9 protein-coding genes are annotated in these 15,532 nt (G+C 37.8%); 4 read left to right on the forward strand and 5 right to left on the reverse strand.

Annotated features, from left to right (window positions below; all coding sequences use genetic code 11):
• Window positions 1–5: 5 nt before the first annotated feature.
• From CXF69_RS00885 to CXF69_RS00900, 4 genes are all read left to right on the forward strand, one after another.
• Window positions 6–1,184 (forward strand): tyrosine-type recombinase/integrase, encoded by a 1,179-nt coding sequence (locus CXF69_RS00885; protein WP_102077908.1) that lies wholly within the window; start codon window positions 6–8, stop codon window positions 1,182–1,184.
• Between the two features lie 64 nt (window positions 1,185–1,248).
• Window positions 1,249–2,232, forward strand: a complete 984-nt coding sequence (locus CXF69_RS00890) for a hypothetical protein (RefSeq protein ID WP_102077907.1) — start codon at window positions 1,249–1,251, stop codon at window positions 2,230–2,232.
• Between the two features lie 119 nt (window positions 2,233–2,351).
• Window positions 2,352–2,615: a helix-turn-helix transcriptional regulator gene (locus tag CXF69_RS00895; RefSeq protein ID WP_102077906.1), complete on the forward strand. Its 264-nt coding sequence runs from the start codon at window positions 2,352–2,354 to the stop codon at window positions 2,613–2,615.
• A 2-nt stretch (window positions 2,616–2,617) separates the two neighbouring features.
• Window positions 2,618–4,042 (forward strand): DUF3631 domain-containing protein, encoded by a 1,425-nt coding sequence (locus tag CXF69_RS00900; protein WP_102077905.1) that lies wholly within the window; start codon window positions 2,618–2,620, stop codon window positions 4,040–4,042.
• A gap of 492 nt (window positions 4,043–4,534) precedes the next feature.
• On the opposite strand, the gene CXF69_RS00905 is transcribed toward CXF69_RS00900, so the two are convergent.
• The 5 genes from CXF69_RS00905 to CXF69_RS00925 form a co-directional block, all read right to left on the reverse strand.
• Complete coding sequence (locus CXF69_RS00905) at window positions 4,535–6,184, reverse strand: VWA domain-containing protein (protein ID WP_102077904.1); 1,650 nt, start codon at window positions 6,182–6,184, stop codon at window positions 4,535–4,537.
• A 12-nt stretch (window positions 6,185–6,196) separates the two neighbouring features.
• Window positions 6,197–8,602, reverse strand: a complete 2,406-nt coding sequence (locus CXF69_RS00910; RefSeq protein ID WP_102077903.1) for an AAA family ATPase — start codon at window positions 8,600–8,602, stop codon at window positions 6,197–6,199.
• Between the two features lie 882 nt (window positions 8,603–9,484).
• A complete protein-coding gene (locus tag CXF69_RS00915) occupies window positions 9,485–12,634 on the reverse strand; it encodes a tyrosine-type recombinase/integrase (RefSeq protein ID WP_102077902.1) in 3,150 nt (1,049 codons plus the stop codon).
• Window positions 12,627–14,939 carry a hypothetical protein gene (locus CXF69_RS00920; RefSeq protein ID WP_102077901.1) on the reverse strand — a complete coding sequence of 771 codons (2,313 nt, stop codon included), beginning with the start codon at window positions 14,937–14,939 and terminating at the stop codon, window positions 12,627–12,629. Before CXF69_RS00920 ends, CXF69_RS00915 begins: the two co-directional genes overlap by 8 nt.
• A complete protein-coding gene (locus CXF69_RS00925) occupies window positions 14,926–15,495 on the reverse strand; it encodes a hypothetical protein (protein ID WP_102077900.1) in 570 nt (189 codons plus the stop codon). Before CXF69_RS00925 ends, CXF69_RS00920 begins: the two co-directional genes overlap by 14 nt.
• Window positions 15,496–15,532: the final 37 nt, after the last annotated feature.

The raw sequence follows: 15,532 nt of genomic DNA on the forward strand, positions 1-15,532 counted from the left end.
CCAACATGTCATTAACTCATACTATTATCAACAAACTAACCCCAAGTGAAAAATGCACTCCTAGCCGCCCTGACAAGCATAGTGATAGCGATGGCCTTCAACTGTGGGTAAGACACACCGGAAACAAAGTCTGGATCAGTGCTTATCGCTGGCAAGGTAAACAGCAATCACTAACCTTGGGTAAGTATCCAGTAATCACATTACAACAAGCACGCCAGCGTAACCTAGAAATAAAGCAACTGATTCACGAAGGTATTAACCCAAAAGATAAGAAAAAAGAAAAACTCGCTGAGCAAGATGGTTCGAGGCTTTTTGATACTATCGCACAAACTTGGTATGCAGATCGTAAAACATTTTTAGCTTCTAGTACGTTTAGTCGTAACTATTCAGCATATACTCGCGATGTAAAACCAGTTATCGGTCATAAGCTAATTGATGATATTACCCCACCTGATATTTTGAAGATTGGTAAAAGTATCGAGACACGGGGCGCTAATGAAATGGCGCGACGCATCATGGCAGAAGTGGGCCAAATATTTAAACACGCTATAAGAACTGGTTTAGCTACATACAATCCTGCATCTGATCTATCCGCGGCTATTAAACCGCATAAAACTAAGAATCATAGCCGTATCTCTTCAAAAGAACTGCCTCAGCTTTTAAGTGATATTGATAACTATACTGGCCATATCACAGTCAAATTGGGTCTATGGTTCCTATGCTACACGTTCGTGCGTACGAATGAGCTTAGATTTATGGAATGGGCAGAAATTGACTGGAACGATAAAGTTTGGCGCATACCTGCGGATAAAATGAAAATGGATAGGCCTCATATTGTGCCTCTTGCTCCACAAGTTATAGATATATTACAACAAATTAAAGAACTGAATTTTTCAGAGCAGTATGTATTCTATAACCCCTCAACTCGCAAACCTTACAGCCAAAATGCCTTTATTAATGCGCTTTATCAGATGGGCTATAAATATAAAATGACGGGACATGGTTTTCGGGGGCTAGCGAGCACTACTCTACATGAGCAAGGGTTTATGCATGAAGCAATTGAGTTACAGCTAGCACATGAACAGGAAAGCAAAATCAGCAGAGCTTATAATGGCGCGCAGCATTTAGACTATCGTATAGATATGATGAATGAGTGGGCAAATTTTATAGATTCTAAGAAGTAAATAAGGATTTTCGTATTGAAGTTAAATTGTGCAATATATCTAGTGATAAATAAAAGGTGAAAAAATGACTAACGACATGAAACCATTTTATACTTTGGAAGAAGTAAAAAAATATCTTTTGGAAACAAATGATTCATCATTTAAGAGAGATAAGAGCATTATAAGCTTAATTCATACCAATCGTTTAACACCTTATGTTAGATATAAAGGGCTGGTTGATATTGTAACTGATGCAGAGAAGATGAGTGAAGAAGCAAGGAAAGAAGTGGTAAACTCTTTAAGCCACAACATTGCAACAGAAATGTCTAACCTCGAAATTGGAGAGTTAGTTAACCCTCACGACTATGATTCGACTTCAAACCTTAATGATATTATATATCTTGTTAAAAAGCTTTTATTCTCTTTAGAAGGGAAACGAGCTAAGAAAACGCTTGGAGTGCAGGTATATGTAGAAGGTATTTTTAGATTATCATCTATTAATATTGCATATTCAGAGCTGGCATTTGAAGTCATTTTGGGTACTAACATGTTTATTGCACAAGCTGTTCAATTCGACTTAAACGACCCAGGACTTAACGAAAATGAAATAGAGGGTTATATTCTATACCCAGACAATAGCGATGAAAATGATAAAATTGACTTAGAATATAATTGTGAATTGGTTTTTGCAAGACATGACTTATTATATATTCTTAAAGTTATTAAAAATAGTCATGAGCTTCCAAAGTTAGAAAATGACTTATCAGACGCAAATAGAACTATTGCTAGGCAAGACAAAGAAATTAGAAATCTTAAAAAAGAATTAGAAAAAATTAGATCTGAAAAACCAAAAAATGATGTTAAGGATAGTGTTTATGCTCTTATTTTAGTTTTTAAAGATTTGTTGCTAAACCCTGATATTAATGCTTCTAACTTTAAAAGTGATAGTCCTAAAAGCACAGGCGAACCAACCCAATCTGGCTTAATTGAGCACATTATAAGTAAGAATATTCCAAAACTTGGTAAACGGAATATTGAAGAGATACTTAGACTTGCAAACCAACTATAAAATCAGCAAGTAGAAATTTGCGATTTAGTGATCGCAAATTGCGATGACATCCTTATCTTATCTTACTATCATTCCATACGTACCGCAGCATGTCGCTGCAGTACGTATGGAGAAATAAAATGAACGATCAATATAACGATAGTGACTGTAACGCGTCATTAAAAAACGAGTTAATAAGTACGTTACCTGCCCAGGGCATGTCACGAGCAAAAACCATACTTCCTTTTTTACCATTTTCGAGAACGACTTTACATCAGTGGAGTCATGATGGTAGGTTTCCTGCCAGCATAAGACTGTCTCCAACCGTGGTGGCTTGGCAAAACTCTGAGGTTCTAGCATGGATTGAGAGCCATTCTAAGTCTTCTAATGATAAGGAGGCATAATCATGAGTAAAAACAACAAAGTTACACCTCCTGAGGCAATTGATGAGCGATCAGTTGACACAATAAAAAAGCCAAGCATCCTGCAAGATGCTCAGCTTTTAGAAACTACTACAGATGATATAGACCAGCCATCATCAGTTATTTTACCACAAGAAAATTTAAAAATTAGCTCGGATTTAGCACAAACTACTATTGATAGACTTGCTACATTATCAGAACTCGACTATGAACTACAACGAACTGAAACTGCAAAGTCTCTTAATAATATGTCTGTTCGTTCACTTGACAAACTGGTTAAGAAAGCTAAAAGTAAAATAAAGTCTGAGACATCAGAAAGCTTGGTCGTTGATACTGAACCATATTCAGAGCCAGTGTCAGATATTGCTTCAGTAGCTGACCAAATTTATCAAATACTAGACGATCATATCGCTTGTACTCATGCAGTTAAAGTGGCTACCACGTTATGGATATTAATGACGTGGTTCATACCAGCAAGCCATATTTTACCCATTGCTTGGATAAATGCGCCTGAAAGACGCTGCGGTAAAAGCACACTACTGACATTAATGAGTAGGATGAGTAAAAGATCATTATCAACGTCAAACATTACAGGATCGGCATTATTCCGCTCAATTGAAAGTTATAAACCAACGCTTTTCATTGATGAGATTGATACTTTTATTAATGATAATGAAAGCATTCGAGGCGTTCTAAATGCGGGGCATAGTCGAGATAATCCGTACATTATACGCTGTGTCGGAGATGATAACGAACCTTTACTATTTAATGTCTTTGGAGCTAAAGCTATCTCCGGTATTGGCAAAATCCCTAGCACATTAATAGATCGATCAATACCATTGACTCTTCGACGTAAAATGAGAGATGAGACAAAAAAGCGAGTTCGTGATTTACCGCTTGACGTTACTAGCATGATTCAATCTCAGCTTGCTAGGTGGTCTGATGATAACCTGCAAGTAGTAAAAGATGCTAAACCAGTTTTGCCTGTTACGATCAACGATCGCGCGCAAGATAATTGGCAGATACTCTTTAAAATAGCTATGATATTGAGTGATGACTGGCTAGAGAAAGCTCATAGAGCTTGCATCGAAATATCAGGTAGTGATAGCGATGAGCCCAGCTCAAATGAGCAACTATTATCTGATATTAAAACCGTTTTTAGCCTAAATCAAACTAACAGACTCTTAAGTAGAGATTTATTAACTGAGTTACGTCGAGACCCAGAAATGAGTTGGTCAACATATAATGAGGGCAAAACAATTACACTTCGACAAATTGCAAAAAAACTGAGTGCATTTCGTATATCGTCTAGAGACCTACGAGCATTTGATATTAATGGAAATGAAGTACGAGGCAAGGGCTACGACGTCCTTGACTTCCAAGATGCTTTTTCGCGTTATCTATCGTAGCGTTTACCTCTATTTTCGCTGACTTAAGGTATTAACTTTAAACATTATCTGAAGTATTGCAGCACGCCCTTTCCTAAATGCCCGAGATCTGTTTGATACAGGTCTCGGGCTTTTTTTGTCTAACTTCATTATCTTTCAAAAATAATGTTAAGACTTGCCTGCACTTAAAAACTGCGTAATTCATTGACACGGCTAGCCGCTAGTATAGACTGTATTTATATGTACTCTTTCGACACAACTAGGAGTTATGTGATTAAAAAAACCCCTAATAAGCATTGTATCTATATACGGGAAAACGTGAAATGCTATTGGATAAACGCCTTCAGCAAGTTATAAGTTTTGAAAGCCATTCAAAAGTTGAGCTTTACTGTCTGCGCTTAGTGGGATTTTACTATTTTCAAATTTTCTTAGCTGAGTTAATTGATATTGGGGTTTGCGTAGCAGCAGCATACAGAATCAAAGCAAATCATTATTTATCTTAGCTAACTGACTTTAGTGCATATTTGCATTCAATACTATAACCTCATCGCTAAAGGTGTCTTGCGTAGCAATGCCTGCACATAAGATCGTGTAAACAGTACAATCTAGCAATGACTTCTTTTGTTTTAGCATTGTCTTAAAACTGTCCGAGATTTGACACAAACCATCAGTAATCATTAAAATATCTGCTTTTATATAATCCTCTGAGCTTTCTATAATATCTAGTGCACGAGATAAAGGAGTCTCAAAATCAGTACCTCCATTAAATCCTGATTGTAAAAAAATCAATAGCTCAGTAACCTCTTGACTGTCACTCACTACAAATTCAGATAGCTGTCCTTGGCTACCAAACAGCAAAACATGTAAAGAGCGATTTTCTTTTTTAAGTATATTAGCACTGGCGACTAATAAAGCTTTTGCATATAGTAATGGCATTCCACTCATGCTACCTGATGTATCGAGACACGCTACCACAGGTCCTGTTGTTTTCTTATGAGTTTCCATGATTTCACCATTTATTAGACTTGTACCGCTCAACTCATAGGTTATTAGTTGCTTTTCTAGCATTCGCGAATAAAATAAATACTCAAGCGTCTCGTCTTCTAGGTTTACCAACTCAACGGGCAACAAGCGCAGCAGATCATCACTAAGATGTGTACCATGCACCTCACTTTTACTCATCGAAGGTATTTTGCTCTGCTTTTTCTTTTCTTCGGAAATATGATTGCGGCCTAGCTTTTTTACTAGCTCCTTGATTTTTTCATTATCTTTTAGAGTCTGACTAAGCTTACTAATGTCAGTTTTAACCTCTTTTAATTTGGAATAGTTAAACCTAGCATCTGGGCATAATGCTATCAACTCTTCATATTTTTTATAAGTTTCCTCAATATCTTGCATTAGCTCTTGATAGTTAACCAATCTTTTGAAGACTGAGTCAGGCAAATCCTCATCTGAAATCTCATCTAGATAAGCCTGAGTCTGTATTCGTTGTTCTTTTATATCATCGATACTTTGAGAGTTGAATTCCAAACTCTCAAAGTAGTCTTGATGAGCTTGCCAGTTTGGTTCAGGCTCGCTATCAGCATTATTATCCCAGTCCCACAGCAGCCACTTTTTTGTCCCTAGTTTTTTCCGCGCTGCATTTTTTAAAGCCTTTAATGTAGGCTCCCAAGTCTCTGATGGTAGCATTGCCATAAACGCATCTGTAAATGGAGCATTCGTAACGTTTGCTAGCTTCTGGTTAACACATTTAGTAGAAAACTGATGACAGTTTTTTAGAATTAAATTGTACTGATACTCTTGTCCTAAGCAACTATAGGCAGCATTAGCGATACTAGTGTCACCTACAGTCTCACTAATATCATTGCAAGAGACATAGATTTTTTTACCCAGTTTACTCTTACTTGTGAATTCTTCAGGATTATTAAGCAGTACTGTGCTTTTGGTAAATTTGTCCACTACGATATTAGCAATCTTACCTTCGCCAATGTATATACCAGAGTGCTCAACGGCAAACCATAAGTCACTATAAACCACACTGCCCGCTATAGGCTCAACTTTTTGGCGAAAGGTACTATCAACAAAGTATTTGAACGTTTTTATACCTATTGGAAATGCAGCGTTTAGTAAACCCTGACCTTTGGCTATCAGTGCTGTCAACATTATCACACTTTCCTATAACCAGATATTTTGACTAATTTGTCGAGTTAGTAAGTCTTCAGTAAGCAATTTTTCTGTGGAACGCGCGTCAATTATCAAATTTCCAGTTTGCATTTGTAATACAGGACTATTTCTGTCATTATCCCAATACCATACACTTTCAAAGTCCCAATGTAGAGTGTTTTCAAAGTAGTTTTGAGTCAGTCTTAGCTTATCCATAGTTTCACCATTTTCCCCAGTGCTACTTCTAGCACCTGTCTGCGTACTGACAGAAATATTGCTTTTAAAAGTAGATTTTTCTGTATAACCTGCTATACGACTTTTGCGTCCTACATAAATCCCGTAATTACTAGGTTTCTTAAGTCTACAAGAGCCTAGTACACAGCCTTCCACTTTAGAGTCAAAACAACCAGACGCTATTCCTGACCACATCATACTGTAATTCATTACAACACCACGCTTTAAATCATGAGCAGTCACGAAGGTATTTAATATATTACTACTTTCGAGATGACTAACCACAAGTCCTACATTTAAGTATTCGTCTGTATTATAGTTTCTATGTTGTATTTCGTTAGACTCAATACCAAATAATTGATCAGGTAAATCATATTGTGATGAGTACCTAAGAAAGATATCTTCAGTTGTCTTTAGCAATACAAGGCAGTTCTCTATATGGCTTTCTATAGCCGACTTGCCCACCAATACACTAAACGACTGACATTGTTTGAGTATGGCTTTTTTTAAATATAATGCTATGCTAAGTTCTGCCACGCTTAACTGAATAGTAGAGTCCGTTACTGTATGAGCTAATATTGATGAAGTGGAAGTACATTGATTTATTATAGAGTCTGATACTTTATAAGCCAATGCAGATGAGGTTTGACAATTAGTAACTTTGCTTTTTTTAATATCCTTTATAAGATAGCTTATCTGCATGTTATGTTTATCATCAGATATGTTGTTTAGAACACTAACACAATCGCTCACAGTACTATCATACAAGTCTTGGCAAAGACAAAGATCTTCTAAGTTAATATTGAGTAAGTTTGAATTACCTTGAACTGATTCAAACAAATACTCGATTTTACTAGCTTCATACTTACTAGTTCCGTATCCATAAAGCATTTGGCTCCCTATTAAGGACGCAATTCCACCATCAACAGTAGTAATCTTATTTTTTCCTTTCTTATACTTAATAGTATGACCACCACCATCATAAGTACCAATAAAATTAATATTTGGCCAAGTATTTATTTCCGTACAATCTATATCGGTAGTTTGCTTAAAGTAGTAACCTTGTTGTCCAACGTCTTTTCGTTCAAGATCTAAAAGCTCTTCATAGTTACTAATTAGTATAGGATTGTTTTTTGTACCACTGCCTTTATACCCTTTTATTAGTCTGGATTCAGCCGTGATATCTCGTTCGATATTTTGTGGTTTTTCAATTTTCTTCTGGCTATCTTTTGTAGAAATATCATTAGGCATTACTTCAACAGTGCAGCTGTTTTTCTGAAGTACCTCAAAAATAAGATCAAATACAGCTTCTTTATTTTCAGGATGATTCCATAAGCTATCTTTGAGTAGCACTACATCGGATAGGTCAACCTCATAACGTCCATTACTGGCTGCAGATATACGTAACAGCTTAATGAGCTTCACTAGACGTCTATCTGACAAGCTTTCTCTACGATCTTCTGAAAATATCTCTCTATGCTTTAGCCATATATCTTGGACTACTCTAACGATCTGCGAGGCTACAATAACATCATCACTTCGCTTCGTTAATTCTTTTATCTCATCCATACTAATACTTTCGACATTGCCATAATCACTATTTAGCTCGAATAGAGATGCGATATCATCTGGTCTTACATAATCAACGAACTTTCTAATCAAAAATCTATCATACAGAGCATTCAGCTCTTCTTGTCCAGTAGGTAGCTCATTTGATGCCGCGATTAATGCTTGTAGTGGAACGGCACTCAGCGTAGCACCATTATGATATTGGCGTTCATTTAGGATAGTGAGTAGAGCATTAAGAATTGAAGAGCTGGCTTTAAATATCTCATCAAGAAAAGCAATCTGTACGGTAGGAAGATAGCCTGTAGTGTTACGCTTAAAGTTGTCTTTTTTAAGCTCAGATATGGATAACGGACCAAAAACTTCTTCAGGTGTTGAAAATTTTGTTAGTAAGTATTCAAAGTAAACTGGGCTAGCATCATGTTTGTCAGTAGATTGCAAACAGCCAGCAACACGACGTGCCAATAAGCTTTTTGCTGTACCTGGCGGACCTACTAATAATAAGTTCTCACCTGCCAGCAAGGTTAGTAAGGCGGCTTTAACTTCATTTTTGCGTCCTACCAGTCCATGGTTTAAATGCTCTTGCAATCTAATTATTTTATTTTTTAAATCTGTCATTCTATTGCCTATTAATATTATTAATGGATACTATTTTTATCTTTGCTAAGAGGGGGTAATTAATATTAAGGTTTGCACCTTTATACGTGACAACGTGACACGCTATTAGATACATATCTTTCAGCATATTATAAGCTATAGATAGTATTAAAAAGTCACGAATATAAAACAGCTGTATGCTATACAGTATATAGCTTGTCACGTTGTCACGCTAAAACTATCTACTCTACACTTCGCTGCTATCATTACCGAAGACTTAATATTTTAAGGAAATGCAAAAGAACACTAATATTAAAAACAAAGCTCAACCCTCTAATCTCTTTCATGGTTAGAGGGTTGAGCTTTGTTTTTAATCAAACATACAAGTAATTGTTTTGTTTTGAGGGCTGTAGGTTAATCCTATATCTGCCATTTCACCCCAGTATTCCATAGTGCGAGTAGTAAAGTTTGGCCAAATAGCCGCCACATCTGCATTTGATGCAAACTTTCAAACATCTTCATCACCTGACGACTCACCTCTGAATTTAAATATGTATTCATCTAGCGGCTGATTACGATATTTTATACCATCTATAAAATCAACGTAATATTCAAGATCTAACTAGATAGAATATGACAGTCATCATATACCCCTACACCCTTTTTTTACCGTGACAACGTGACAACCCTTATACTCTATAGCATTCAGAGCAATATTATCCTTGACAATCTTTAGGTCGAAAAAGTTAAAAATCAGGTTGTAGCCCTTTCGAAATATGACTTGTCGCTCTGTCACATCACTAATAGACTTATTAACGCTCATATGACCAATTCGGATGAGTCAGCTTGATAACTACTACGAATTCCATTCAAGAAAATAGTCATTTAAAATTTTAAAAGGATCTAGTTTTTAAGTAGCACCATTAGTAAGCACCCCAAATACTTCAGCACCCCCGACGAAGCATAATAATCAACTGTCATAGCCAAATTCTTATCAGACCACTTATGTTTTTTCTGTACCACCCTCACCTCATAGCCATGAAAATTTTGACGAGCTCCTTTCCTTATCTGACTATATAGACGGAGATCCTTTTTAATATCTCGTACTGCTTGCTCGCTATGCGCCCTAACCTGCCAATGACTGGCATCAATAAGCTGACAACCAACTATCATGAACTCCTGTAGCATTTTAAGCTGGGCCTCTTTCATACCGAAATGAATTGATGAAGTATTTAAATTGTTTTTATCTGCAAATATTTCCACGAACAATTTCAGTCTAGCAGGCTCATCAATTGACATTTGATAAGCTCGATCAAGCGCTCTAACTAGAACCTCTTGGTTTTTATGTCCCGTTGGCGCACTTAGAAACAACCTATCATCGGTAAAAACCTGACGAGCTTTATCGTAAACTTGTCTAGCTTCATTGATAGCGATCGCATGCCTTAGTGCGACCTCTTGCAACCGCTCAGCTCTTTTATCAATATTTATATTTTGTAGCTCTTCTAACAGTGCAATGACATCATAAACTTTAGGATGAATAAATATAGACAGCTGAGTATCTACTGCATCATTTTGCGGGGCTTGCTGGCAAGCCATGTTAACTGGTGTGCTGTTATAAGAAAATAGAGAATCTTTGCTCGCAATCTTATTGGTTAAATAACCACGCATCTTATCAAGATAAACCTGTTTAGTACTAGCATTATATGCCCTGCCGTCTTGCCTATTCACTGTCTGGTAACCAATGCCAGTCACCATCTCAAATACGGTTATAGGCATAAAAAGTTTGGCTTGACTCATTTGCCAACCAGCCAGCAAATGAGCGGTATGGATATAATATTCAAACGTAGTATCTGGCGTTAGATGCCCAGCAAGACTAGCCAGCCCAAACCATATCCCTTTTTCTTTATTATTAGAAAGCACAGCGCTAACAATAGCGTCGCTATGATCTCTATCATAATCTGTCATCACCTGCTTAAGTGGCGATCCGCTTAACACAAGTGCCAATTGAGTAATCGCAGTATGTCGAAAGCTATGAAAGGTAAAGTCATGTGTAATTAGCAATCTATCCCATATTATTTTCATCACATTGCTGAAAAATACAGATGGTAGTGGTTGATCGCCTGACCCTTGTGAGAATAGATAAAGGCGCTTTAACCTTTTTTGTTGATAATAGAATGTGATGAACGGTTGCAACTCATCAGTCTGCAAAAGCTTGTCTATCGGTATTAATCTTTTGGCACTACTGCTTTTTAGCCGGCGATAGCGGTTAGGTTTGAGAATTATTTTTGGCATTTCAATCACTTGACCATTGATGAAACCTATATCTGTAATGTCTTTAACCTTAATACCAATAATTTCATTAATACGCATCCCTGTTCGATAAGCAAGCGCCAGTACAATGAAACATAGCTGCTTTTGTTCTATCTCTAACTCTGATGTTTGGATATAGCTTTTCATCGCTCTATACACGCGCGGTGATATCATTTCAGCTTTTACGACTTGCCGGTTACTACCCCATGGAAAATACACATAAGGTGCATCAAAGTGTATACGCTGATGATCATGAAATGCACGCAGACGCCCATAAGTAAATTTCTGGCTGTCTTTCAGGCGGTCAAGATGAGATAGCTGCTGACCAGTAGCATTGTTATCATTATCTATACCACTAGACGTATCATCAAACTCTGTTGATTTGCACAGTACAGACAATTTGCGACCATCTTTTACCTTACTTTGAATAATCTGCTCATAAACTTCCTCAAAGTCATTACCCTCCCACTGATCAATATCCTCATCCATTGTCAGCATCAACCAGTCACGACCAATACAGCCCACATATTTACTGATAGTATTAAGTCGAACGCTAGTATCATCTAGCAATGATAATGCCCAGCTAAGCAAGCGTTGTGCATTAAGCTGGCTAGCATCTGTCTTTAATATTGTGATAGTAGAAATAGCAGCGCTTCTAGTCAATTTGAGCGCATCTTGCAGCTCTTTAATCAGATTTTTACTAAAACTAGGATAGTTTATGGTACTACTTTGGCTATCCGATTTTATCAATGATTGATAGCTGGCATCAAACAGCTCAGACCACTCGAGTGGCTCAGGACTTGGATTGATGAGCTCTCGGTTATAATGGATTAGCTTATCCGTAAACAAACCAGTGGTTTTAATATCACCTTGCTTCACCACGGCTAGCGCCCCATCAATCAGGCTACCCTCTAGCTGTCGCCAGTGGTAGTTGGCACATTTGATGAGCAGTGAGTGCTGCGGGCGATCGATATCTTTATTGGTGAGTTTAAGTGTTTTCGAGATATCGTTGATGATGGTATTAAATGACTTTATCTTGGCAGTGTTTAACTCTTTATCCTTTAGAGCATATAAAAAACACAGGCTCATATCATCGGGAACATAATCAACAAAACGGTGTAAGCTTTCGCTGTCATCTAGCGTAGTTCCATAATTATCATCACGCACTCTAAGCGGTATTATAGCCAAACATTCTACTCTGCTTTTTTCATCAGTCGCTGGCATGTCAATCTGATAAATCTGACGCTCACCAAACAGCCAATCGTATAACGCTCTTAGTACCTCAATGTCATTAATACCACCATACATGATGCTGCAATACAGGAACCCCTCAACCAAGTCATTGACTGAAAAACGCCGCTTTCGTTGCCAAACCTCTATCGTTGTCGTACTACTGTCTGCCACAGCACGTCCATTCACAAACCAATCATAGTTAATGGTCAAGCGCTCACGAGTTGCAAGTATCGGTACCACAGGCTCATTAAGATATATCTGGTGAGTTTTATTATAATCACGAACAAACTCTAAAAACCCGCGCCGAGCCAATTGGAAGTTTTGAGCGGTATCGAACTTCTCCTCTAGCAACTGGTTAATTGCTTCATAATGATGCTGCAGCTCACAAGGCGGCTGCATGGAATTTTGATTGATATATTCTTCGATTAATTTTTTAGCATCACGCTTAACACTTTTTTTGGATTCTTCTCTATTAAGCTGTCGCAGTTTATGAGCGCTAATATTATCCATATAGACGAACCTCAATTTGTTTTAAGTGAAGATCTGTAGCGATCGCATCTAAATGAGGGCTGAGCTGGTGCAGCTGATTGATAGAGCTTGATGACATCGGGTGCATGAACTCCTGATCAGGATGCTCGTGACCGTAAAGCGCGCAAATTAGATAGTCAGGTACGCGCCCTGTGAGCATAGTTCTCAGCTGATGACGCAGCCAATTATCCTGATGACTAAAAAAGTCTTGCAACTGATAACGGACTCGGCTTGGCGTAATACTGGCGAAGCCTTTTGGGTTTTTTTGGTAAATTTGAATGAGGGGTTGTTCTGATTGCAAGATGGCATTGATGGGATAAGGCGCTGCTGGACATAATGGATTATAGATAGCGGCAAATTGTTTAATATAAATAATGTAGTTTTGAATAGCCGTTATCAAAAACTTACTAAGAGGAATGAGCCTGCCATCAGACTGCGCATGACGCTCTTCTTTGTCAGACACCCATAGCATGCACCGCTGAAAGTCAAACTGGTGTAGCAAGCCTGGTGCGTGCTTGACTGGGCGAATACCAGTTTGGATCATAACAATATGCCACAGCCAAATACTATAGCTATTAAACTGCGCAATGTAGCGATCCATGTGGGATTTTAGCTTGCCATTAAAACTCTCGGCACTGACAGCCAGTTGATTAAAGAACTGCTGGCACATTGTGGTCTTTAGCACCATATCGCTACCAATGTGGCTTCTATGCCCGTTCATCTGTACGCTACACTCATCTATTAAAAGTGCTTTTTGCTCATCATTGCAGTATTCAGTTATCAGCTCTGCCGCTTTTATATAAGTTTGCTCTAGCTCTACCGTTTTAGTGCTAAGGTAATACAGCGCAGAGCTATGCCGTACATCAACACCTGTGATCAGGTCAGCATATAATGGCTTATTAAGCTCGTTTTTGATCAATATAAACAGGCCTGCTTCAATATACTGAGGACTCAGTGCTGGCAGGTTAAGCAGATCTTTAGCATAAGAGATAGCGTCTTTAACAGTATCGGATGAAACGGTAATTTTATCCTCAAGCATAATCTGTAAAGCTTCAGGAATTGCACGATAAAAGGTACTGCCATAGCTTTGTCTGTGGGCAAGCAGATGACTTCGAGTATTGGTCGTCACATCAATCATGATGGCAATGCTACTAACTTTACGGACACGGTCATAAATGAAATACCTCCGTTGACTAAGACTACATTGCCAATCAGCAATGATGCTATCGATACTAAGTCCACTTAATAGTGACAGTAGTAAGACGACATACCCAGTGCCACTTTCTTTATCAACACTCATAAAGCGCTGCCAAAGCGTGGCAAATAACATTTGGTATCCGGTAATGCTTAGCTGACGATGATTGGTTGGGAAATGAAATTGATTACGGCGGGCATGTTGATGGTTATTTTTCAATCGCCATTGCTGCAGCTCAGAGGATTTAGCAATTTGTGTGGCTGGCTTAAAGTCATTGTCTAGCAAAGGTACTTCGTTGTCATCAGCAATATTTTCAGCGATTGCCACGTTACTGTGCTTTTTTGATTGTTTCGTACCAAACACTATACTTTGTAGTGGCTCATTGTCAGTATCCACTAATGTCTTGATGACGGTTTGAGCCGACTTTACGCGTTTAGTACTCTCAGTATAAGTTTTGCCAACAAAGGTTTTATTATTAATTACCACCTCATAAGCCAGCCTGATTTGACCTATTTTACTACCAAGATATTGGTTCGCTGTTTTACCTGTTGCCTCTCTCTGTTTAACGCTTGCTTCATATTGTCTGATATAAGATAAGCATGAGGACAAGCTATCGCACTGATCGTGAATACTGATTAACTGGTCGAGAATCTCACACTGCGGATCAGTAGGTCTTAGTGCCATACGAATACGCACGCCAAGCTTATCAATTTTAGCAAAGTGCTTGTCATGGCGTGCTGTGATCATAAATATAATTTTTAAGTAGCCGCTCATAAACCGCCAAGCATTACTGTTAATATCAACTTTTCCATACGTCTGATAAAAGACAATTAGCATATAGCTGACCGCCCACTCTCCAGTTTTACCTTCCCGAATAATTTGTGTCATTACCTCAGTGCAGTTTATGCCAGTAAAGTCTTCAAAATTAGACTCTAGTGTTGAGAGCAATAAATCAATATCATCATCTGGTACTAAATTAATCACATCAATCATAAGCTGAGACATTTGTATGTGATGTGGTGAACCTACTGGGATAAGCTTATCAAACACTCGCCTATCGATTACTTCATTAAATAATTTAGTGTGAACCATAAGAAGTTTCCATCCAACTCAGGTTTTTGGGCAGCCCCAGCATCACCTCATCATTGGCTAATTTACACTGCTGATACTCATAAGCACTTTGGCTGATACCAGCGAACCTACAATAATTGTCTACCGTCAGGCGCTCAATATTCATGAGTTCGCAAATAATACTTTTTGGTGCACTATTACTGATTGCCTTAAAAAACTCAGGATGATTAATTCCCCTTGAGAAGGCTAGCTCGATCACCTCACTCCAAGCTAAGCGCTTAATATCTCTCAGGCTTTCAGCAGCAACTAAGCAAGGCTGACGTGAACTAGTCTCTTCTATTAGAATTTCATCAAACCTTCTAAACTCATTAAAAAAATAATAAGTCGAATCTTTACCAATCACCAATCGTAGCGGTGGGCGGTAATAATCATCCAAGCCACCTATATTTATACTAGCTATTCTTGGCCTAAATTGATGCCATATCAGCAATGCCTTTTGCGCATCTTGATGAACAACCAGATTATATTTACTGAAAGTTATAAACTTCTGAGTAGGTTTTAGATGAATATCATTCATTTTAATACTATTAATAGTGAAATATATTCATCATAAT

Source organism: Psychrobacter sp. Choline-02u-9 (genome assembly GCF_002836505.1).
Classification (GTDB): domain Bacteria; phylum Pseudomonadota; class Gammaproteobacteria; order Pseudomonadales; family Moraxellaceae; genus Psychrobacter.

Excerpts from the sequence above, each read along its gene's own strand:
- CXF69_RS00925 (WP_102077900.1), bottom strand. The coding sequence starts at position 15,495 with ATGAATGATATTCATCTAAAACCTACTCAGAAGTTTATAACTTTCAGT.
- CXF69_RS00895 (WP_102077906.1), top strand. The coding sequence starts at position 2,352 with ATGAACGATCAATATAACGATAGTGACTGTAACGCGTCATTAAAAAAC.
- CXF69_RS00900 (WP_102077905.1), top strand. The coding sequence starts at position 2,618 with ATGAGTAAAAACAACAAAGTTACACCTCCTGAGGCAATTGATGAGCGA.
- CXF69_RS00910 (WP_102077903.1), bottom strand. The coding sequence starts at position 8,602 with ATGACAGATTTAAAAAATAAAATAATTAGATTGCAAGAGCATTTAAAC.
- CXF69_RS00915 (WP_102077902.1), bottom strand. The coding sequence starts at position 12,634 with ATGGATAATATTAGCGCTCATAAACTGCGACAGCTTAATAGAGAAGAA.
- CXF69_RS00885 (WP_102077908.1), top strand. The coding sequence starts at position 6 with ATGTCATTAACTCATACTATTATCAACAAACTAACCCCAAGTGAAAAA.
- CXF69_RS00890 (WP_102077907.1), top strand. The coding sequence starts at position 1,249 with ATGACTAACGACATGAAACCATTTTATACTTTGGAAGAAGTAAAAAAA.
- CXF69_RS00905 (WP_102077904.1), bottom strand. The coding sequence starts at position 6,184 with ATGTTGACAGCACTGATAGCCAAAGGTCAGGGTTTACTAAACGCTGCA.
- CXF69_RS00920 (WP_102077901.1), bottom strand. The coding sequence starts at position 14,939 with ATGGTTCACACTAAATTATTTAATGAAGTAATCGATAGGCGAGTGTTT.